Annotated in this window: 16 protein-coding genes and 1 pseudogene; 5 read left to right on the top strand and 12 right to left on the bottom strand. The window is 61.6% G+C overall.

All coding sequences use genetic code 11. The annotated features are described in order from the left end of the window. Positions 1 to 206 precede the first annotated feature (206 nt). From ACVIIW_RS07335 to rpmB, 5 genes are all read right to left on the bottom strand, one after another. A complete protein-coding gene (locus ACVIIW_RS07335) occupies positions 207 to 1,514 on the bottom strand; it encodes an Eco57I restriction-modification methylase domain-containing protein (protein ID WP_456705105.1) in 1,308 nt (435 codons plus the stop codon). 224 nt (positions 1,515 to 1,738) lie between these two features. Beyond that, on the bottom strand, positions 1,739 to 2,485 hold the full coding sequence (locus ACVIIW_RS07330) for a hypothetical protein (protein WP_456700130.1): 747 nt from the start codon (positions 2,483 to 2,485) through the stop codon (positions 1,739 to 1,741). A 207-nt stretch (positions 2,486 to 2,692) separates the two neighbouring features. Continuing rightward, entirely contained in the window at positions 2,693 to 3,661 is a 969-nt protein-coding gene (locus ACVIIW_RS07325; protein WP_456700129.1) for a hypothetical protein, read from the bottom strand. Further along, a complete protein-coding gene (locus ACVIIW_RS07320; RefSeq protein WP_456700128.1) occupies positions 3,658 to 5,988 on the bottom strand; it encodes a sensor histidine kinase in 2,331 nt (776 codons plus the stop codon). Before ACVIIW_RS07320 ends, ACVIIW_RS07325 begins: the two co-directional genes overlap by 4 nt. A 275-nt stretch (positions 5,989 to 6,263) precedes the next feature. Then, positions 6,264 to 6,569, bottom strand: coding sequence for a 50S ribosomal protein L28 (rpmB, locus tag ACVIIW_RS07315; protein ID WP_456700127.1), 306 nt, complete (start codon positions 6,567 to 6,569; stop codon positions 6,264 to 6,266). 574 nt (positions 6,570 to 7,143) lie between these two features. Here rpmB and ACVIIW_RS07310 point away from each other — a divergent pair. From ACVIIW_RS07310 to ACVIIW_RS07290, 5 genes and pseudogenes are all read left to right on the top strand, one after another. Continuing rightward, positions 7,144 to 7,953: a DUF3108 domain-containing protein gene (locus ACVIIW_RS07310; protein ID WP_456705104.1), complete on the top strand. Its 810-nt coding sequence runs from the start codon at positions 7,144 to 7,146 to the stop codon at positions 7,951 to 7,953. A 572-nt stretch (positions 7,954 to 8,525) separates the two neighbouring features. After that, a complete protein-coding gene (locus tag ACVIIW_RS07305; protein ID WP_456700126.1) occupies positions 8,526 to 11,897 on the top strand; it encodes a helicase-related protein in 3,372 nt (1,123 codons plus the stop codon). A 10-nt stretch (positions 11,898 to 11,907) separates the two neighbouring features. Further along, positions 11,908 to 12,177, top strand: a pseudogene (locus ACVIIW_RS07300) (RNA-binding S4 domain-containing protein); the annotation flags it as partial. A gap of 132 nt (positions 12,178 to 12,309) precedes the next feature. Further along, a complete protein-coding gene (fdxA, locus tag ACVIIW_RS07295; RefSeq protein ID WP_092233404.1) occupies positions 12,310 to 12,648 on the top strand; it encodes a ferredoxin FdxA in 339 nt (112 codons plus the stop codon). 349 nt (positions 12,649 to 12,997) lie between these two features. Beyond that, entirely contained in the window at positions 12,998 to 13,813 is an 816-nt protein-coding gene (locus ACVIIW_RS07290) for a CarD family transcriptional regulator (RefSeq protein ID WP_456700125.1), read from the top strand. 91 nt (positions 13,814 to 13,904) lie between these two features. Here ACVIIW_RS07290 and ACVIIW_RS07285 read toward each other — a convergent pair whose 3' ends face one another. The 7 genes from ACVIIW_RS07285 to cyoB all read right to left on the bottom strand — a co-directional run bounded on the left by ACVIIW_RS07285 (position 13,905) and on the right by cyoB (position 21,166). Next, entirely contained in the window at positions 13,905 to 15,302 is a 1,398-nt protein-coding gene (locus ACVIIW_RS07285) for an adenylate/guanylate cyclase domain-containing protein (protein WP_456700124.1), read from the bottom strand. Positions 15,303 to 15,424: 122 nt separating this feature from the next. Beyond that, positions 15,425 to 15,958: a response regulator transcription factor gene (locus tag ACVIIW_RS07280; RefSeq protein WP_456700123.1), complete on the bottom strand. Its 534-nt coding sequence runs from the start codon at positions 15,956 to 15,958 to the stop codon at positions 15,425 to 15,427. Continuing rightward, on the bottom strand, positions 15,948 to 17,333 hold the full coding sequence (locus ACVIIW_RS07275) for an ATP-binding protein (RefSeq protein WP_456700122.1): 1,386 nt from the start codon (positions 17,331 to 17,333) through the stop codon (positions 15,948 to 15,950). The genes ACVIIW_RS07280 and ACVIIW_RS07275 overlap by 11 nt, the downstream gene beginning before the upstream one ends. Then, positions 17,305 to 18,165: an SURF1 family protein gene (locus ACVIIW_RS07270; RefSeq protein ID WP_456700121.1), complete on the bottom strand. Its 861-nt coding sequence runs from the start codon at positions 18,163 to 18,165 to the stop codon at positions 17,305 to 17,307. Before ACVIIW_RS07270 ends, ACVIIW_RS07275 begins: the two co-directional genes overlap by 29 nt. Beyond that, entirely contained in the window at positions 18,162 to 18,542 is a 381-nt protein-coding gene (cyoD, locus tag ACVIIW_RS07265) for a cytochrome o ubiquinol oxidase subunit IV (RefSeq protein WP_456700120.1), read from the bottom strand. The genes ACVIIW_RS07270 and cyoD overlap by 4 nt, the downstream gene beginning before the upstream one ends. After that, entirely contained in the window at positions 18,539 to 19,168 is a 630-nt protein-coding gene (gene cyoC / locus ACVIIW_RS07260; protein ID WP_456700119.1) for a cytochrome o ubiquinol oxidase subunit III, read from the bottom strand. The genes cyoD and cyoC overlap by 4 nt, the downstream gene beginning before the upstream one ends. Next, the gene (gene cyoB / locus ACVIIW_RS07255; protein WP_456700118.1) at positions 19,169 to 21,166 is read right to left on the bottom strand and encodes a cytochrome o ubiquinol oxidase subunit I; all 1,998 of its coding nucleotides are present in this window, start codon (positions 21,164 to 21,166) and stop codon (positions 19,169 to 19,171) included. Positions 21,167 to 21,191 lie beyond the last annotated feature (25 nt).

The raw sequence follows: 21,191 nt of genomic DNA, 5'->3' as shown, positions 1-21,191 counted from the left end.
GCGTAGGTCTTTTCCGTCTTGTAGCGACAGAGCTTCAGGACGTTGGAGATGTTCTCCGATCTCGTTGGCGGTGCCGTCACAGCAGATGACGAGGTTTTTGGGGGCTAGGCTGGCTGCGTGCTCCATGGGATGCGCCTCCGGGTGATGCTCGCGGGGCGGGTATAGCGGAAATTGGGCGGGCGCGGTCATCCTTAGTTGTGACGCAATTAGACCCGACTCGAGAACCACTCATCGGCCAACTTGCGTGCGGCAGTCTCATGACCCGCCAGTAGTTCGTTCAATGCTCGCCGGTAGGTTTTTTCGGCGCCTGCTGTGTGCGCCACTCGAGGTATCCGGACCTGACGTAAATCGCCTGGCTCAAATTTGATAAGGCCATCGGCATAAGTTCGGCCGATTCGACGAAGTTGATCTCCGACGCTGGATTTGAGCAACGCAAGTGACACCGCGGCTCGGTCGGCAGTCGTCAGGCCGCGATCGAAGGTAATCACGTAGAGTGTATTTGTCGCAGTAAGACGATCCATGCCTCGAAGGCAAATTACAGGTCCAACCGATGTCATCCCACTCAAGAATCCGTCTGGAGCTGACGGGATTTTCGTCCTGTACCAAGGCGTTCTTCCCGCAATCTTGTGGTTGGTCGTGCGGCAACCACCATTCCGTCCCCACCTGATGTATTTTTGAACGGCCTTGTGAGGCACAATGGACGGTGGGGGGTCGAACAGCCAAATTCGCTCTCCGGCCGACTTGAGCTTGTCCCAGATATCCCGATCAATCGAGGATGATACTAAGTGCCGCGCTCGGGAAAGCACGGGTCTCATGGCAGAGGTAGGCAGGCCATGGGCTATCCGCTGACTCTCGTTCAAGACAAAATAAGAAGAATCGCCAGTGACCCCACCGATGGTGATCGATGCAGCGGAGTCGAGCCTCGCTGTGTCGACCGATGACAGAACGGCCGGAGCACTCACAGGGGGGCGAATGCGGCGTGCCGACGAAGATACAGAGGCCAACCCCTTCACGAGCTGAGACGCGTCTTGATATTCGAAGCGCGTTGGCTGCTTGAGGTCGGACGGGGAATCTCTTAGATGAGTCGCGACTACTACCACGGAACCATCCTGTATTCCTGAAGCGCGGAACAGGGGTTCTTGCGATCTGTGGACGTCGACGCGATCAAACCAGTTTCCAATCTTCGATCTTAAATCCTCCGAATAGTTTGCGAAGTCCCAAGCCGCAGGCAATAGGAAGCACAACCCACCGCTAGGTCGGAGCAACCCGATTGATGCCACAAGGAATGCGAGCCAGAGGTTTCCCGCGGCCTTTACGCCAACGCCGTCAAACGGCGCGACGCTGCAAGCAGCAGTTCGTTCTGCGGGTTGCAGACGCTCAATTGCGACGTAAGGGGGATTAGCGATGATCTTGTCAAAACGCTGGTCGGTTGCACGGGACCATCGCAAGAAGTCAACGCTTCGCTGAACGTTGGCAAAATGATCGTACGTCCCCTTAAGTGGCGAGAGATCCATGCCACTGATCTGGTCTCTCTTGAAACCCGCATCTGAAAGTGCGCGCAGCAGGGCTCCCTCTCCGACGCACGGCTCTAGAATCTTGTCAGTATCTTTTATCCGCAAAGCTTTGACCATCGCGCTGGCAAGCTTCGGTGGCGTGTAGACTAGACATGAAGTCGGAACGCGAGCCTCTTCGGTCAATGCCAACGAGCTTTGTGCGCTGACAGGCTTTTCGATAAGCGTCATGAGAAGAGGGATGCCTCTGGTTTCGCCGCCTTAATTGCAGTCCAAGGATTTGTGCTCTTGTTTACGAGGTCCAGCTTCCAGTTCAGCAATTTGTTCCATCTCTCCCTTTGAATATTGGACCATCTCTGTAGGTGCGGGCCATTTCGTGCGACATGCCTTGCCCAGTCATCTTGAAACAATTCCGCTAGGGCGAATTCTGCGGCGGCCAACGGTGTCACCATAAGGTTGGGAAGTCGTGGGACCGACAAAGAACTAGGAAACGGGAAGCCTGTAGACTGACCTAGAATTTGAATATGGAAATGACAGCCCGGCGATTTGGTGTCTCCAATTTCCATCCGCCACATTGCTATTTCTTTTGGCTCAGCGCCGTCGGCGGACTCGCAGAGCAGCCTGACTTTAGTCGAGGCTATACCGTTGAGTTCGAAGTATTCGGCGGGTTGACGTTTGCTTCGCCCAGGAATGCGTTGGATTTCCCAAATGAATGTGATCTCACCAAATATGCTGTGCTTTCCTCCCTTGTTGCCTTTCTCATATCCACGGCCGCTGTTCGTCAGCAGTGGTGCCGCGGGGGTAACCTGCCACGCCCTCTTTTGATCGGTTGGCTCCGCTCGGTATTGCTCGAGGAACCCCTTTAAGCTCCCAAGGACAGGGCGCGATTGCGAGAGTAAAAACGGTTCAGCTAGCCTTGAAAATGCTTCTAGTTCCAAAATCAGCTTTTGAAAGTCGAATCGCAGCCCGCTCACGTTATTTCCTGGTTATCTAAATTCTTGCACGGTCTAGCGCGATCACTCGCGCGGCTAAGTCGGCATTATCTCTTGCGGCTTCTAGTGATACCCACGCCGGCTCCGCGATGTCGGGCCAGTCGTCTGGCTTGATCTGAACCGCTGTCTTAAGTTCGATAAATTCATCCGAAGGCTGAAATTGGTCGTCAACGGACACAACAGGGTTGTCTAACTGAAGCTCCTTAATGCTGGGGGCAGCATTCGTCTCGCAAGTGAACGCAATGTGCTGGGATTCAGTGGGTCGCCGCGCGTCTCGTGCCAAAGCCAATTGTCTATCCCCGCGCGCCACCATCGCGGACCAAGGAAATCGTCTAGGACGCCAGTGTATTTGAACTGCGATAGCGCCTTACGGATCTTTGATGGTCGAGGTGAATTCAACAGGTTACGAAGTGCCCCTGCTGGAACGCGCATCCGGGCGGCGAGATATCGCTCGTCAAGTAGAAATGTGGGGAACGGCAGAACCTCATGCAGAAGCCATCGAAGAATCGCCATCCCACCGGAGGTCTCCGCGGCGACATCTTGTGGTGGATTGGACGTTCTGACTTCGTCTATTGCGTTCGCCGTCCATTCCATCCGTCGACGAGTGTTAAGGAGCTTAAGAAGAGCGGCTTCGCTTTTTTGATAGGAAGGCCATGGATGGGGAAGTGATTGAACGGCTCGCGCTAACGCAAAGACCTCTTGCTGAAGCCGCTCGGTGTCAGACTTGTCGAACACCCACTCGAAATCGAGCATCTTCGCGAGTGCGTATTCTCGATTGCGAGGCGACAACCTTCCGCTGAGCTCATGTAACTTGCCCGAGCGCAATGCGAATGCTGTTGGAGACCTGCTCTTATTCTCATTGAGATTGGAGCGCAGGTTTGCGGCTAAAGCTATGCCGTGCCTGGGTCGAAGCGAGGGTGTTGTTGCATCATCTAAAGCTTGCCATTGATCAAGCTTGAAGTCGACGAGGATAACATTCGCTGCTTCGATGTCTTTATCGGCGACATCTCCGGGCGATCGATAGAATGCTCGCAATCTAGGTTCCAGCAGGCTCACGGCCGCAGAGCCTTCGTGTTCAACATCATCGACAACAAGCACGCATGGTCGCTTTGCTTTTGATCGAGATTTCTTGGTTTTTGGCTTCGTTTTGCTTTTCATGGTCTTCCCGAGGGGAAACGGATCTCGATCGCCGTAGAGAACCCGCCGCTTGGCTCAACAAATCGGATTGTTGCGCCATACTCTTCGAGCATGTTTCGGGTAATCGGCAACCCCAACCCCATGCCTTGCCCGAGTACCGGATCGACGGCAGTCGTCGACGATTCAAAAGGCCTAAACCAGCGCTCAGACGTTCGTAGGCTCACACGCACGCCAGAGTTTTCCACGCGAACAGTCGATGACCCGTCTTTTTCGTGCTTGCCGGTTGCCTTGATTCTACCTTTGCTGCCCGCGGCCTTGACCGCATTCGTGAGGAGGTTGGAGAAGATTGCGACGACCTCAGCCGGAAACATCGGTGGGGATTGCAGGTCGGTGGGGATGTTATTAATCAGCTTGATCTGATCCCTTTCGCTAGCAAATGAAATGAGCTTGGCGGCAGCATCAAATCGCTTGGCTAGGTATTGCCGAGATCGTCTGCGTCGAGCATCGGGAGCAACGATGTCGATGAGGAACGAGGCTTGGCGTTCAAGGCTGCGGCGCAGGTCTCCCACGCTTTTTTGCAGTTTACCGAGGTCCTGCTTGTGGCGGGCTGATAATCCGGGGGTGTCGCGTACAGCAGAGAGCGATTTGTCGACCGACGACGCGATCGACAAGAGGCCATTGATCTCGTGCACAAAGGAGGCGAGCTGTGTTCCCACCGACGCGAGAACGCGAATCATCGCATTCTCTTGGATAAGGTCGTCCGGCGTCTCAGTGATAGCTTCTACACGCCGTAGGGCTAGCTCAACTTGCTTGTTGGCCGCCTCTATCTTGCCATTCGCAACAAGGCGCTTTGCTGTTTGGGTGAGGGTTCTCGCATCCCTCATGGCCGCCTGCACGCTGGCGGCAACTGGTACAATTCCAGCGGAATAGGATGAAGTCTCTCTCGCCGTAGCGCGTGTTTCTCTGCGCTCGGCTCTTTTGCCGGAAGTCGCCGCGGCCTGCACCCGTGTCTGGAGATCTAAGCCTCGTCGGACGAGCGCGACCAGAGTGTCGTAATCTGCGTCCGGTACAAAGCCCTCACGATTCACCAACATCTGGAGTGACGGTGCGCGCGTCTCTGTCAGAAACACGCCTCCTGCGTAGTGCTTGTTTGGAACAATACCTAGTCCAACTTCACTATCAGCTTCAGTCGATGGAAATTGCTTGAGGAGCTCTTGATTAGACTCTCTTTTGAAGAAGTTTCGATCGCGCTCGTTTGCGTCGCGGTCGAGATTAAGCCAATCATTTCCTGGCTCTCCATATGGCAGTATCCGAAATCCCTCCATGTAGACTCGTACGCCGCTTGATCGATCTGACACCCTTTTTAGCTCTCCGAAGCGAGCGCCAGTTCGCTTCCATATGCGCGCATGGAAGAAGGGGCCTTCACTCGGGGAGGGATGGGAAATTTCAAATCGTCTAGTCGCGATGTCTGGTAAATCTTCCAGGGTCTTTTCCGTTGGAGCGATCGCGTATCGGACTTTTCCTGTTGCTTTGCTTGCATCAATCTCAATGATCCAGTTCGATGCTTCCAAGATAGCTGTCCAATAGTCGTCTGGTGCGGCTAGCTCGCCGTCGAGCACGACTGTGAACTTGTTGCCCTTCTTATCAGTGATGTCGCGGACAACGGGTTCTTTGAACAGTAATTCCTCGCGTAAGACCGAGCGAGGAATTCCGCCAATAAGCGGCGCAGGAGGAGCGTACGCCTGAATCTCCTCCAGAAACCGTCCGTGCTCCGCGGAGGTCCATTTCCTTCGGAGTCTCGATAGGGTGATAGTCGTTCCCGCGCGAGCCGTTGAGCCGACGTTTGTTGGAGTTATCACGATGGCGTTTGTAGACTCGAGCTGGTCGAGCGTGTCCTTGGCTTCGATCGAATCCCAATCGATGGTGGCCTCAATTCCCCTCAAGTTTGCGCGAAGCTCGCCGGACGCCAAGACATTGCTCTGATCCCAACGCACAGATTCGATCCGTAGGTGGCGAGCCAATTTGTGCGCGGCAAGGCGACCAATGCCCTTCGCGCCGGTATATCGGCGCTTGTATACGGCGGACCGGCGGCTTGATGTCTCCTTGCTGCGGGAAGCTATTCGGAGAAATCCTCTTTCGAACTCATCTCTAGACATTCCAATCCCATTGTCGCGGATGCGGATCAGCCCGCGACTGGGTTGTGTCAGCGCCTCGCCGTAGACCACGACCTCGCTCGCGTCCGCGTCGTACGAGTTTTTGATCAGTTCAATGAGTGCGGTCGAGTCTCTCCCGACGAGTAATTCGCCGAGCTCTCTAAAGAGGTGGGTATCGACTGTGAAGGTCGTCATATGCTGCGGACTGGGGCGTGTTGCGGGGCGACGAAAGATTGCCGATCAACGGACGGGAGGCAAAGAAATTTGCTGCGAGGCAGCATGTGAGCTTCCACCAAAAGCATTGAAAAATGCTGACCCCAGAATCACGACCCAAGACAACTCTAACTTGCGCTTGCGATATTGTCGCACAACAAAAACGGCCGGATCTTTCGATCCGGCCGCCACTCAACTCTACTCGGCTAAGCCTACGCCACGCGACGCAACCTAGCCCCCGCCCAAACCTAGATCTCTTAGCTGGCCTTCTTGGCCGGCGCGTCGCCGACCTTCTTCTCGATGGCGCGCTTCAGCTCGACGGCGCGCGGCGAGAGGGCCGCGGTGTTGGCCTTGAGCAGGTAGGCATCGAGGCCACCATTGTGGTCGACGCTCTTCACCGCGTTGGTGGAAACGCGCAGGCGCACGTTGCGGCCCAGCGCTTCCGAGATGAAGGTCACGTTGACCAGGTTCGGCAGGAAGCGGCGCTTGGTCTTGATGTTGGAGTGGCTGACCTTGTGGCCGACGAGGGGGCCCTTGGCCGTCAGTTCGCAGCGGCGAGACATGCTAGAAATCCTTCGTTCGATCCCCCAACGATTGCGGCCGCCATCAGGGGCGCCACGGGGGCTAATTCTTTTGTCCTTGCAGGGAGCGGGCGGACGTATAGGGGGGAAGGGGCGGGACGTCAAGGTGACGGGCCGTTTTTGGCCCGTCATCCCGGGGGCGCGCCGGCGTGCGAACCCGGGATCTCAGGCCGCATGACAGGTGTCATCGCCCGCGCAGGCGGGCGATCCAGTATCCCAGAGGCCGGCGTTTGAGAGCTCGCTTTCACCAGATCCGCCGCGGCGTACTGGACACCCCGCTTTCGCGGGGTATGACAGCGGAATGGGTGGGCGAGGTGCGCCCGCCTGACGCACCCCCTCCAATCACCAAAACGGCAATGTTTGAAACGCCTTACCATCACATAAAGGGCGCAATCTCCTCCGAAAGAGTCCGGTGAGTTCCCGGCCTGTGGCTTCTGGATGCATTGCTTGGCGCCGCAACAGGCTTAAGTAACAACAACTCGCTTCCCGATTGGATCGTCTCGTGCACACCACCCCGCTCATTCCGCCCCGGCTGCGCGCGGCCGGCCGGCTGGCTCTGGCCGCTCTTGGCGGCCTGGTGCTGGCGTGGGGGGCCGCGCCCGCAGCGGCGCAAGGCAAGCTCGAGGCGCAATATGAGGCCTCGCTGGCAGGCATTCCGGTCGGCCGCGGCGCCTGGAACATCGATATCCAGGACGATGTGTTCTCGGCTGCGGCCTCCGGCGGCACCACCGGCATCCTGAAGTCGTTCGCGGGCGGGTCCGGCACCGGCGCTGCGCAGGGCCGCATCGTCAACGGCGCGCTGGTCGCGACCGCCTACCAGGCCTCCACCACCACCTCGAAGAAGACCGAGGAGATCCACATCACCCTCGACAAGGGCAATGTGAAGGAGTTCGGCATCATTCCGGAGCCGCCTGTCGATCCTGATCGCATCGTCGTCACCGAGGCGCATCGGCGCGGCGTGTTCGATCCGATGACGGCCTCGCTGGTGCGCGTGCCCGGAAACGGCGATCCCGTGTCGCCGGAGGCCTGCCACGGCTCGGCGCCCGTCTTTGACGGCCGCATGCGCTACGAGCTCAAGCTCGATTTCAAGCGCATGGAGACCGTGAAGGCCGAGAAGGGCTATCACGGCCCCGTGGTGGTCTGCGCGCTGTATTTCGTGCCCATCGCCGGCTACATCCCCGACCGCCCCGTGATCAAATACCTCGCCGCCCAGCGTAACATCGAGATCGCCTTGGCGCCGGTGGCGGGAACACGGGTTTTGGTCCCGTTCTGGCTGAAAGTGCCGACGCCGCTCGGGCCGGCGATGCTGGAGGCGACCAGCTTCGTCACCACGGCCCAGCCGCCGCGGGTCGCGAAGACGCAGTAGGTATTGGCCGCTCACATACGCCTCGACCGTCACCTTGAGGTGGCCGCTTCTTCAGCGGCCCTCGAAGGGCGACAGCCCGACTGTTTTCCGCGCGCAACCCGGCCGCGCCGTCCGGGCCGTCCATCCTTCGGGGCTCCCGGCGCGGCGCTCGCACCTCAGGACGACGGATGCGGCGGGAGACACCCGCCTCAGTAATATCAATGACTTACCTACTGTGCATGGGGTTGTTTCGGCGACATGCCTTCGAGCCCACCATTCCCGGGAATCCAATTGACTCCTCCCCGATTCTGATTCGACTCCGCGCCATCCCCAATTTAAGGAAATCCGTCATCGAAACGCCGCTTGTGCGACTGCGCAAAACTCCATCTAGTGCGATGGAAACAAGAGTCCCGCGACATGTTGCGTGAACGTATCGGGACTCCCGGGGGAGTCAGCGATTCGGCCGCGATTCGTTCTAGAGTCGTTCCGAAGCTTACAGCGAACGGGAAAAGCGTCGCAAAGTGAGACAGTTGCCCACCCGTCCGAGACAGCACTGACATTCGCCCCATCAGCTATTACCTGATCAGCCAGATATGCCCCTCTCGTCCTCCTCCTTCGCCTCCGACCGCGCGCTGTCCGATCGCGTGCCGGGCGCCGGCGTCACCGCCGTGCTCGGGCCGACCAACACCGGCAAGACCCATCTCGCCATCGAACGGATGCTCGCGCATTCCTCGGGGATGATCGGCCTGCCGCTGCGCCTGCTCGCGCGCGAGGTCTACAACAAGATCGTCGCCCGCGTCGGCCCGGAGGCCGTGGCGCTGGTCACGGGCGAGGAGAAGATCAAGCCGAGAAGTCCGCGCTATTGGGTGTCGACCGTCGAGGCGATGCCGCGCGACCTCGATGTGTCCTTCCTCGCCGTCGACGAGATCCAGATCGCCTCCGATCTCGAACGCGGCCACGTCTTCACCGACCGCATCCTCAACCGCCGCGGCCGCGACGAGACGCTGCTGCTCGGCGCTGCGACCATGCGGCCGATCATCGAGCGGCTCTTGCCCGGCGTCTCCATGATCACCCGGCCGCGGCTGTCCCAGCTGGAATTCGCAGGCGATCGCAAGATCACGCGCCAGCCGCGCCGGACTGCGATCGTCGCCTTCTCCGCCGACGAGGTCTACGCCATCGCGGAGCTGATCAAGCGACAGCATGGCGGCGCCGCCGTGGTGCTGGGCTCGCTCAGCCCACGCACGCGCAATGCGCAGGTGGAGATGTTCCAGAACGGCGACGTCGATTATCTCGTCGCCACCGACGCCGTCGGCATGGGCCTCAATCTCGACGTCGACCACGTCGCCTTCGCCTCCGACCGCAAGTTCGACGGCTATCAGTTCCGCCGCCTCACGCCGGCCGAGTTCGCGCAGATCGCCGGCCGTGCCGGGCGCGCCACGCGCAACGGCACGTTCGGGACGACAGGCCGCTGCGGCCCGTTCGAGCCTGAGCTGGTGAACGCGCTTCAGAACCACATCTTCGACCCCGTGAAGATGCTGCAATGGCGCAACTCGAAGCTCGATTTCTCCTCCCTCGCCGCGCTCCAGGTCTCGCTCAACCTCGCCCCCGGCCACGAGACGCTGACGCGCGCCCCGATCGCCGAAGACATGCGCGTGCTCGACCATGCCGCCCGCGACGTCGAAGTGCGCGATATCGCGCATGGCAAGGCCGCCGTGGAGCGGCTGTGGGAGGCCTGTCAGGTCCCGGACTACCGGAAGCTGTCGCCGGCCGCCCATGCCGAGCTGGTGACGACGCTCTACGGCTTCCTGATGCAGAAGGGCTGCATCCCCGATTCCTGGTTCGCCGCACAGGTCGACCAGGCCGACCGCATCGACGGCGATATCGACACCCTGTCGGCCCGGATCGCGCAAATCCGCACCTGGACCTTCGTCGCCAACCGGCCGGACTGGCTGAAAGACCCCGATCGCTGGCAGGGGACCACGCGGGAGGTCGAAAATAAATTATCGGATGCGCTCCATGAACGCTTGACTGAGCGTTTCGTTGATCGCCGGACCAGTGTATTGATGCGCCGCCTGCGGGAGAACACGAGCTTGAATACGGAAATCGGCAAGACCGGCGAAGTCATCGTCGAAGGCCATGTCATCGGCCGCCTCGATGGCTTCACCTTTGCACCGGATGCGGCGGAAGCCGGCTCCGATGCGAAAGCCTTGCAGGCTGCCGCGCAAGCGGTGCTCGCCGGCGAGATCAATACGCGCGCCGAAAAACTGGGCAACGCGCCGGACGACCAGTTCGTGCTGACCTCCGATGGCACCATTCGCTGGACCGGCGATGCCGTGGCGCGGCTGACCGCCGCAGAGGAGGCGCTGCATCCGCGCATCCGCATCATCTCCGACGAGCGCCTGACGGGTGGCCCCCGCGAGAAGGTGCAGGCGAGGCTCGACCTGTGGCTCAAGACCCACATCGAGAAGCTGCTCGGGCCGATGTTCGAGCTGTCGAAGGCGGAGGACGTCACCGGTATCGCCCGCGGCATCGCTTATCAGCTCGTCGAGGCGCTCGGCGTGCTCGAGCGTCCGAAGATCGCCAACGAGCTGAAGGATCTCGATCAGCCCTCGCGCGCGGTGTTGCGCAAATACGGCGTGCGCTTCGGCGCCTATCACATCTACTTCCCCGGCATCCTGAAGCCCGCCGCGCGTGCGCTCGCAGCCCTGCTGTGGGCGCTGAAGCAGGACAATGTCGATCTCTCGGCTCTGTCTGGCGCGCAGCATCTGGCCTCGTCGGGTCGTACCTCGTTTCCGGTCGACAAGAGCCTGCCGCGCGATGCCTATCGCGTGCTCGGCTACAAGCAGGCGGGCGAGCGCGCGGTCCGCGTCGACATCCTGGAACGTCTCGCTGACCTGATCCGCCCGGCGCTGGCTTGGCGGGATAATTCGCCGGGCGAAAAACCCGCCGGTGCATTCGACGGCCGCGGTTTCGTGGTGACGCAGGCGATGACCTCGCTCACCGGCTCCGCGGGCGAGGATTTCGCCTCGGTGCTGCGCGCGCTCGGCTATCGCATGGAGAAGCGTGCGCCGTTGCCGCCGAAGCCGGCCGCGCCTGCCGCTGCGGAGACGCCGGCCGCCGAAGCTTCCGCTGGGGCGCCTGCGACTGAGGAGACTGCGGCGGCTGTTGACGCTGCGACCGAAGCCGTCACCGTCGAAGACGCGCCCGGCATGGAGCAGCACGACGAGCCCGCGCACGAAGAGCCGGTCGAAGCAATTCCCGAAGGTCCCGTCACGCCCGAAGATGCCCCCGGCATCCCGCCGCCCGCGGAAGAGGCTGCTGCGCCCGCCGAGGCCGCCGCCGACGCCGCTCCGGCCGAGGCCGCGGCGACGGAAGCCGCTGCATCTCCCGATGCCGCTGCGCCTGTCGAAGCCGCAGCCACGCCCGCCGAGCCCGAGCTCGTCGAGGTCTGGCGTCCCGGCGGCCGTCACGAGGATCGCAAGCCGCGCCACGAGCGCCATCGCCATCAGCGCCACAACAACCACCGTCCTCAGGCCGGTGCTGAAGGCGCCTCGGCTGCGCCCGGCGAAGCTGCCGAAGGCGCGAGGCCGGGTGAGCGCCATCGTCACGGTGGCCATCGTCGCGATGGCGGCCGGGATTTCCGCAAGCCGCGCGAGGGTGGCGCCGAGGGCGCACCGCGCCAGGAAGGGCGCGACGATCGGAATCGCAGCTTCCAGGGCAAGGACCGCGACAACAAGGATCGCGATCGCAACCGCGACAACAAGAAGTTCGGCGGTGATCGTGACAAGGGCCGCGACAACAGGGGCCGCGACCGCGACAAGGGTCGCGACCGTCAGGGCGGTCCGTCGTTGCGTCCGTACGCCTCGAGCGCAAATCCGCGCGAGCGTGATCGTCCCGCCGATCCGAACTCGCCGTTTGCAAAACTCGCCGCGTTGAAGGAGCAGCTCTCCGGTCGCAAGGAGTAGTCCCACGACCGAGCGGCAGCGCCTCGACAAATGGCTGTGGCACGCGCGGGTGGTGAAGGCGCGAACCTCCGCGGTTGAGCTTGTCGTAACAGGACACGTCCGCATCAACGGCACGCGCGAGAAATCGCCGGGCCATGCGATCAAGGTCGGCGACGTCATCACGGTCGCGCTCGACAGGACCGTGCGCGTGTTGAAGGTGATGAATTTCAACGAGCGCCGCGGCGATGCCGCCTCGGCGCGTGTGCTCTACGAGGAGCTCGGCGACGCAAAGCGCAATTAATTGCGCATGTTATTCATTTCTTGGTCGATCAAGCACATAAAGCCGTCATGATCGCGCCTTCCCGACCTTGCAGCGCGGGGCCATCCGCGCTAGGCAAGCCGCGACTTTTAAAAGAGCTTTTCGGAGCGTTGGATGACTTACGTCGTCACTGAAAACTGCATCAAGTGCAAGTACACCGACTGCGTCGAGGTCTGCCCGGTCGACTGTTTCTACGAGGGTGACAACATGCTCGTCATCCATCCTGACGAGTGCATCGATTGCGGCGTGTGCGAGCCGGAATGCCCCGCCGACGCCATCAAGCCGGACACGGAACCGGGCCTGGAAAAGTGGCTCCAGGTCAATGCCGAGTACGCCAAGAGCTGGCCGAACATCACCCAGAAGAAAGAATCACCCGAAGACGCGAAGGAATTCGACGGTCAGGAAGGCAAGTTCGACAAGTATTTTTCTCCGAACCCCGGCTCCGGTGACTAAATTCCGGCGCAAACTTAACCCTAATACCGTCGTCAACGCCGAAAACCGGCCCTGAAGACCCCTAAATCATTGATTTTTGCGGGAAATGTGCTATATTGGGCACATTAAGCTGAACCCCCGTCAGCCCAGTAGGCCCCGTTGGGTTCCCGTGAAACCAAATGTCGAACAGGGGCGTGGCAGTTTCCGCGCGCAGGCTGTGTCACAGAAAACGCGTAAAAAGAGTACTTCAGCGAGGGCTTCCCATAAGGAGGCCAAAAAAGTCGCCGCGGCCAGCCGTAGCGCATCCAAGGGTCGGACCGCCGCCAAGGCGCCGCCGGCTGCAAAGTCCTCGAAGAACAAAAGAAGCGCAATGCCTAACAAGACTGCCAAACCGGCCGCGAAAGCGACCGTTGCCAAGCCTGCTGCCAAGCCTGTTCTTGCCAAGGCTCCCGTCACCAAGGCTCCCGCTGCCAAGCCCGCTGCTCCGAAGGCTCCTGTTGCTGCCGCCCCTGCCAAGGCCCCCGTTGCTGCTACCAAGCCGGCCGTGAAGGCCGCTGCACCCGCGCCGAAGGTCGAGGAAAAGAAGGTCGTGACCCAGCGTCAGGGCTTCAAGGCGCATGAATTCGTGGTCTATCCCGCTCACGGCGTCGGCCAGATCCTGGCCATCGAGGAGCAGGAGATCGCCGGCGCGAAGCTCGAGCTGTTCGTCATCAACTTCATCAAGGACAAGATGACGCTGCGCGTTCCGACGGCCAAGGTCGCCAACGTCGGCATGCGCAAGCTGTCCGAGCCCGCGCTGGTCAAGAAGGCGCTGGAGACGCTGAAGGGTCGCGCCCGCGTCAAGCGCACCATGTGGTCGCGCCGCGCCCAGGAATACGAAGCGAAGATCAATTCGGGCGATATCGTCGCGATCGCGGAAGTCGTGCGCGACCTCTACCGCTCCGAGTCGCAACCCGAGCAGTCCTACAGCGAACGTCAGCTCTATGAAGCGGCGCTCGATCGCCTGTCGCGCGAGATCGCGGTGGTGCAGCACTCGACCGAAACCGAAGCGGTCAAGGAGATCGAGGCCCAACTCGCCAAGAGCCCGCGCCGCAACGCCAAGGCGGAAGCCGCCGAGGGTGAAGGCGAGGCGGATACCGACGATACCGACGGCGATGACACCACGGTTGCCGACGAAGCCGCGTAAGCGCCTCGCATCGATCGCAAGACATCGAAAGCCCGGCCGGTTGGCCGGGCTTTTTGTCTGGATGCCTGATCCAGCGGCGCTCGCGTGTCGACTATGACATCGCGCGTGCCTGGGCCCAGATCGCGATCGGCCGCTCCAGCCCGCGGATCGCCTGGGGATCCATGGCGATCAGCGGTGCAAACGTTTCGGCTGTGCTGCCGAGCTCAAGCCGGGCGCGACTGACGAGATCATTGCTTGCCACCAGCGCGCAGTCGAGCGTGCGCGTCAGCGCTTCGAGACGGCTTGCTGCATTGACGGTCGCGCCGATCACGGCAAATTCCAGACAGGTGTGCCCGATGTCACCAAGCACCACCGGTCCGTAGTGCAGGCCGAAACTGACGCGCATCGGCGGTTCACCGCACGCCGTTCGCCGCGCGTTCCACCCGTCCGCCGCCGCGATCATCGCTTGGGCGCAGCACAGGGCATTGCCGGCGTCACGCGCGCCTGCGAAGGGGGTGCCGAATGTCGCCATCAATCCGTCGCCCAGATATTTGTCCAACGTGCCCTCGTGCCGGAAAACCTCCTGCTCCATCAATCCATGGAATTCGCGCAATGTCCGCACCACGTCCTCCGGGGCGCGCACATCGGCAAAGGCCGTGAAGCCGACGATGTCGACGAACAGCACCGCGACGTCTTGCGTACGCACTTGCTTCAACGGCTCGTCGTGCTTCGACAATTCCGTGACGACATTGGGCGAGAAGTAACGCGCCAGATTGCCGCGTTCCCGTTCCACTGCGGCGTGCCGGATCAGCAAATCATTGCTGCGGCTGACCGCGATCGCCAGCGTCACGGCCACGATCATGAAGACGACGATTTCCTGGATACGGATACCGAATCCGATCGCAGCAGGCGAGATCAGCGCGAACAGCCGGTGATCGCTGCCTACCGCCTCCGCAATGCGGGCGGTCAGTGCGGGATCGCGATCGGGTTGCCACCACACCCAGACAATACCGATCACCCATAGGGCCGAGGTCCAAGTTCCGACCGCAATCACGGTTCGCCAGGAATACGCCAGCGTGGCGCCCGAGAGCAGCACGAAGAAGTAGATGAAGTTGCCAAAATGGTATTGCATGGCCACCGGCCAGTGCGTCGTGCCGAATGGGTTCGGGACGACGATGACGACTGTGAGCAGCGCCAGGTCGCAGAACAAAAGTGCCAGCTCTGCCCGCGACACGCCGACCCGCCCAACCCTGACCTGGGCCCAGCCAATCAGTGCGAACAGGCCGAGCAACGCCACGTAATAGAGCTGCTCCCATGCCGGGTTGATGGCCAGCAGGAGGCAAGCGATGACGGCCAGGGCGATATAGCGCGCCCGTACGGCCAGTTGCAGGCCCTCTTTTTTGCCGGCCTCGAGTGCCGCCTTTGCAAATTGAACGGTTTCGGTGTCGCGTTGGCTGCGGGTGGGCAAAAGCGCGGCAGGCCGGTAGAACCGATCGATGAGCGTTGTCACTGGGAGTCTCCTCGCTGGGGCTCTTGACGCACAGCGATGAGCCGCGGCCACCCGGCAGCTTAACGGCGGCTGGCTGCGAGGTCAGTAGCCACGCGGGGCATTTCGAGCCTCGCAAGCATTCCCTACTTCACAGGTCGCTTCTCGAGCTTCCTCGCCAGCGTACGCCGGTGCATGCCGAGCCGCCTGGCCGCTTCCGAGATGTTGAAATCCGTCTCGATCAGCGTCTGGTGGATACGCTCCCATTCGAGCGTCTTGATCGAGGTCGGCCGCACGTCCAGCGCGACCTCGGCATTGCCTTCGGCCTTGCTGAAGGCGGCTTCGATGTCGTCGGTATTGGAAGGTTTTGCGAGATAGTGGCAGGCGCCCAGCTTGATGGCCTCGACGGCGGTCGAGATGCTGGCGAAGCCTGTCAGCACCACGATCAGCATCTCCTCGTCGTGGGTGTGCAGCAGCTCGACACAGGCAAGCCCCGAAGCGCCGCCGAGCTTGAGGTCGACCACGGCGTAGCCGAAGGATCGGTCCTCCAGGACTTTCCGGACGTCCTCGATCGAGGCGGCGAGCACGACCTCGTAGCCGCGCCGCTCGAACGAACGTTTCAGGGTGCGCGCAAAGCCTTCATCGTCCTCGACGACGATAAGCGAACGGTCAGGAGTCAAAGTTGCCTCCGATCGCAAGTGTGGCGAGCGGCAACGTCAGACGGACGGTGGCGCCGCGCTTCCTGTGGTTCTCGGCGGTGACGCTGCCCCCGAGCTTGCGCACGACGTTCACAACCAGGAACAGGCCGAGCCCGCCGCCGGCGCGGCCTTTGCTCGACTGATAGGGCTTTCCGAGCTGCGTCAGCATTTCCGGTGCGAAGCCCGGGCCGCGGTCGCTGATCGAGAGCACCAGATTGTCACCCTCGCGCTCGGCGAGCAGTTCCACCCATTCGCGAGAGACTTCATAGGCGTTATCGAGGACGTTGAAGATCACCTGCTTCAGCGCGATGTCGGAGACGATCGCGACGTCCTCGCCAAAGGTGTTGACGAAATAAAGCGTCCGCGCCGAACGCGCATCGCGCCATTCCTCGACCAGCGCGGTGACGAAGGCATCCACCGTCGTCGGCGACGATCCTTCACCGCGAGCCTCGCCCGCCGACACCAGAATGCCCGTCACGATGGTCTTGCAGCGCTGCAGCGATGTTTCCATCTCCGTGAGGTCTTCGGCAAGTTCCTGATCGGCGGCAAGATCGGGCATGCGGCGCCAGTCGCTGAGGATGACGGAGAGCGAGGCGAGCGGCGTGCCGAGTTCGTGCGCCGCGCCGGAGGCAAGCAGGCCCATGCGGACGATGTGGTCCTGCTCGGCAGCATGCTGGCGCAGCGCAGCCAGATGCGCGTCACGTTCGCGAAGGTTCCGGTTGATGCGGGTGACGAACACGACCAGCAGCACGGCGTTGAGAACGAAGCCCAGCAGCATGCCGGTAACGGTGAGGGTGTAGGTCTCGCTCAGCGGGTTCGGCGGCAGGTCGAGGGGCCGATAGGCGATCGTCAGCCACACGAAGCTCGCGCAGGTCAACGCCACCAGCGACCAGGTCGATCGGGCATCGAGCAGCACCGCGCCGAGGGTGACCTGGAGCAGGAACAGCGAGGTGAACGGATTGGTGGCGCCGCCACTCAGGTAAAGCTGCGCGGTCAGCGCTGCGACATCCAGCATCAGCGCGACCAGCAGCTCGTTGTTGGTGATGGCGGCGCGATGGCGCACCCAGACCAGGCTCGAGACGTTGAGCAGCACCAGTGCGCCGATCACCGCGCCCATGCGGGTCAGAGGTAGCGGAATGCCGAGCCAGACATGCACGGCGCCGATGGTCACGATCTGGCCGACCACTGCGGTCCAGCGCAGCTGGATCAGCAGCGCCATGTTCTTGCGGTTGGTCTCGTCGTCGGTGGGGGCCGCGCCGATCAGCTCGCTGCGCGCGTCCGCCTGCGATTGCAGCGTGACGGCCTGCTCGCCGTAGGTAGTCCCGTCGTCAGGTCGGTTCGACGATCGTTCCAGCATCTGATCCCGTCCTGCGGGCGGAGGCATCGGAGCCGCCGGCCGGTTCGTGGACGAAGCCGTTCGAGGCTTTCTTGCGGCGGAACAGCCCGCCGCGGAATGTGACGATCAGTCTGCCGGCAAGCATGAAAGCCAGGGCAAACCACGTCAGCGCGTAGATCAGGTGGTTATTGGGAAAGCGGACCACGGTCAATCCGCCGATCGGACCGCCGCCGGAGTGAGATCCGGCATCGGCGTCGACGAAGAAGGGCGCGGCGTTCTGAAGGTCGCGTGCGGCCACGATCGCGGCGACATCCCGCGAATACCAGCGGTTGTGCTGGGGCAAATTGTCCCTGAGGAAACCGCCCTTCGGCTCGGTGATGCGCAACAGGCCGGTAATCTCGACGTCGCCGTCCGGATTGCCGTCCGGTCGTGTCGATGGGTCGCGCCGCTCTGATGGCACGAAGCCGCGGTTGATCAGAATAGAGGTACCGTCGGCGCGCTGAAGCGGCGTCAGCACCCAATAGCCGGGGCCGACTTCGGTGACGGCCTGCACCAGCGTCTCCCGGTCGTGGAGGAAGCGGCCGGAGACGCTGACATGCCGGTATTCGTCGCTTGCAGCAGTGATAGCCGGCCATGACGCCCTCGGCGGGATGGGCTGCGCCGGTGCGTGAACGCGCTGCTCGACCCGGTCGATCAGTGCCAGCTTCCAGGCGCGACGCTCGACCTGCCAGACGCCGAGCCCGATCAGAACAGCGACGGCCGCAAGCGAGAAAATCGAGAGCCACGGGGATGGACGCGCAGCCCCTGCGGGGTTGCGCGGATCGTTATCCCCGGGGGTCACGAGGTCGCTCATTTCATTCCCGTCATCTCGTGGATCGGCATCATGTTGCTGTTGAGGTGGTTCATCACCCACAGCGAACCTGACAGCGCGATCACCACCATGACGATTGTGAAGATCAAGGCCATCATGCTCCAGCCGTTCTCGGATTTCGGGCTCATGTGCAGGAAGTAGATCATGTGCACGACGATCTGAACGACCGCGAAGGCCATGATGACCAGCGCGGTGATCTGCTTGCTCGGCAGCGCGCCGCTCATGACCAGCCAGAACGGGATCGCGGTGAGCACCACCGAGAGCACGAAGCCGAGCATGTAGCCCGAGAACGTGCTGTGGGCGTGGCCGGCGTCGTGGTGATGGTCGTGCGCGCCAGCTGCGTGGGTATCGGTGCTCATCGCAGAACTCCCAGGAGATAGACGAAGGTGAAGACGCCGATCCAGACCACGTCGAGGAAGTGCCAGAACATCGACAGGCACATCAGGCGGCGGCGGTTGGCCTCGATCAGGCCGAAGCGCCAGACCTGCACCATCAGGGTCACCAGCCAGATCAGGCCGCAGGAGACGTGCAGGCCGTGGGTGCCGACCAGGGTGAAGAAAGCGGACAGGAAGGCGCTGCGCTGCGGCGTGGCGCCCTCATGGATCATGTGGGCGAACTCCGTCAGCTCGATGCCGATGAAGGCGGCGCCGAACAGACCCGTGATCAATAGCCACATCTGGGTCTGGCCGATCTTGTTCTGCTGCATCGTCAGCATGGCAAAACCATAGGTGATCGACGACAGCAGCAGCATCGAGGTGTTCACCGCCACCAGATCGAGGTCGAACAGATCCTTCGGCGCGGGCCCGGCGGCGTAGTTGGCGCCGAGCACGCCGAAGGCGGCGAACAGCATCGCGAAGATGAGACAGTCGCTCATCAGATAGATCCAGAAGCCGAGCGAGGTGCTGTAGCCTTCCGGATGCGGATGTTCGTCGGCGACGTAGAAGACCGGCTCGCCGGTTTGCGAGGGATTGACAGCAATGGTCATTTACTTGGCTCCGGCGAGCAGTTTTGTGCGCGCGTCCTCGGTCCGGATGACGTCGTCCGCCGGAATGTCGAAGTCGCGATGATAGTTGAACGTGTGGCCGATCCCGACGGCGAGCATCGCGATGAAGCTCGCAGCCGCCAGCCACCAGATGTACCAGATCAGGCCGAATCCCATTGCGGTCGCGAACCCGGCGAGAATGATGCCGGTGCCGGTGCTGCTGGGCATATGGATCGACTTGAATCCGATCAGCGGACGCTGGTAGCCGCGCTTCTTCATATCCCACCACGCGTCATTGTCGTGAACGACAGGGGTGAAGGCGAAGTTGTAGTCCGGCGGCGGCGAGGAGGTTGCCCATTCCAGCGTGCGTGCATCCCAGGGATCGCCAGTAACGTCCTTGAGCTGCTCGCGCTTGAGAAAGGAAACCGCGAACTGCATCAGCATGCTGAGAATGCCGAGGAAGACGAGGCCGGCGCCGATCGCGGCGACGACGAACCAGATCTGGAGCGAAGGATCGTCGAACACGCGGAGCCGCCGGGTCACTCCCATCAGGCCGAGCACGTAGAGCGGCATGAAGGCCATGTAGAAGCCGGTGACCCAGAACCAGAACGACAGCTTGCCCCAGAACGGATCGAGCCTGAAGCCGAATGCCTTCGGGAACCAGTAGTTGATGCCGGCGAATGCGCCGAACACCACGCCGCCGATGATCACGTTGTGGAAGTGCGCGATCAGGAACAGGCTGTTGTGCAGCACGAAATCGGCCGGCGGCACCGCGAGCAGCACGCCGGTCATGCCGCCGAGCACGAAGGTCAGCATGAAGGCGATGGTCCACAGCATCGGCAGCTCGTAGCGGATACGGCCGCGATACATCGTGAACAGCCAGTTGAACATCTTCGCGCCCGTCGGGATCGAGATGATCATCGTGGTGATGCCGAAGAACGAGTTGACGCTGGCGCCCGAACCCATCGTGAAGAAGTGGTGCAGCCAGACCAGATACGACAGAATGGTGATGACGACAGTGGCGTAGACCATCGAGGTGTAGCCGAACAGTCGCTTGCCGGAGAAGGTCGAGGTGACTTCCGAGAAGATGCCGAAGGCGGGGAGCACCAGGATGTAGACTTCAGGATGGCCCCAGATCCAGATCAGGTTCACGTACATCATCGGGCTGCCGCCGAAATCGTTCGTGAAGAAGTTGGTGCCCACATAGCGATCGAGCGAGAGCAGCGCGAGCACGACGGTCAGCACGGGGAAGGAGGCGACGATCAGGATGTTGGTGCAGAGCGAGGTCCAGGTGAACACCGGCATCCGCATCATGGTCATGCCGGGGCAGCGCAGCTTGACGATGGTGCAGATCAGGTTGATGCCCGATAACGTCGTTCCAACGCCGGCAACCTGCAGCGCCCAGATGTAATAGTCGACGCCGACGTCAGGACTGTAGCCGATATTGGACAGCGGCGGATAAGCCAGCCACCCGGTGCGGGCGAACTCGCCAATGAACAGCGAGAGCATCACCAGTACGGCGCCGCCGACCGTCATCCAGAAGCTGAAATTGTTCAGGAACGGGAACGACACGTCGCGCGCGCCGATCTGCAGCGGCACGACATAGTTCATCAGGCCGGTCACCAGCGGCATCGCCACGAAGAAGATCATGATCACGCCGTGGGCAGTGAAGACCTGGTCGTAGTGATGAGCGGGGAGGAACCCTTCGGAGCCGTTGAACGCGAGCGCCTGTTGCGCGCGCATCATCAGCGCGTCCGCGAAGCCGCGCAGCAGCATCACGATACCGAGGATCATGTACATGATGCCGATGCGCTTGTGGTCGACAGTGGTGAACCACTCGCGCCACAGATAGCCCCACAGGCGGAAATAGGTGAGGCCGGCGAGCAACGCGGTGCCGCCGAGCGCGACCATCACGAAGGTGCCGACCAGGATCGGCTCGTGCAGCGGCAGCGAATCGATGCCGAGACGGCCGAAGATGAGCTTGAGAAGATCAGGAGACATGCTGGATCTCTTTAGGAGTCTGACT

Source organism: Bradyrhizobium sp. USDA 4449, from assembly GCF_054056275.1.
This window is presented reverse-complemented; position numbering and strand designations above follow the sequence as displayed.

Coding starts and splice junctions, on each gene's coding strand:
- ACVIIW_RS07335 (WP_456705105.1), bottom strand. CDS start 1,514: ATGGATCTCTCGCCACTTAAGGGGACGTACGATCATTTTGCCAACGTT.
- cyoD (WP_456700120.1), bottom strand. CDS start 18,542: ATGAGCACCGATACCCACGCAGCTGGCGCGCACGACCATCACCACGAC.
- cyoC (WP_456700119.1), bottom strand. CDS start 19,168: ATGACCATTGCTGTCAATCCCTCGCAAACCGGCGAGCCGGTCTTCTAC.
- fdxA (WP_092233404.1), top strand. CDS start 12,310: ATGACTTACGTCGTCACTGAAAACTGCATCAAGTGCAAGTACACCGAC.
- ACVIIW_RS07305 (WP_456700126.1), top strand. CDS start 8,526: ATGCCCCTCTCGTCCTCCTCCTTCGCCTCCGACCGCGCGCTGTCCGAT.
- ACVIIW_RS07275 (WP_456700122.1), bottom strand. CDS start 17,333: ATGCTGGAACGATCGTCGAACCGACCTGACGACGGGACTACCTACGGC.
- ACVIIW_RS07270 (WP_456700121.1), bottom strand. CDS start 18,165: ATGAGCGACCTCGTGACCCCCGGGGATAACGATCCGCGCAACCCCGCA.
- ACVIIW_RS07325 (WP_456700129.1), bottom strand. CDS start 3,661: ATGAAAAGCAAAACGAAGCCAAAAACCAAGAAATCTCGATCAAAAGCA.
- ACVIIW_RS07290 (WP_456700125.1), top strand. CDS start 12,998: ATGCCTAACAAGACTGCCAAACCGGCCGCGAAAGCGACCGTTGCCAAG.
- cyoB (WP_456700118.1), bottom strand. CDS start 21,166: ATGTCTCCTGATCTTCTCAAGCTCATCTTCGGCCGTCTCGGCATCGAT.
- rpmB (WP_456700127.1), bottom strand. CDS start 6,569: ATGTCTCGCCGCTGCGAACTGACGGCCAAGGGCCCCCTCGTCGGCCAC.
- ACVIIW_RS07320 (WP_456700128.1), bottom strand. CDS start 5,988: ATGACGACCTTCACAGTCGATACCCACCTCTTTAGAGAGCTCGGCGAA.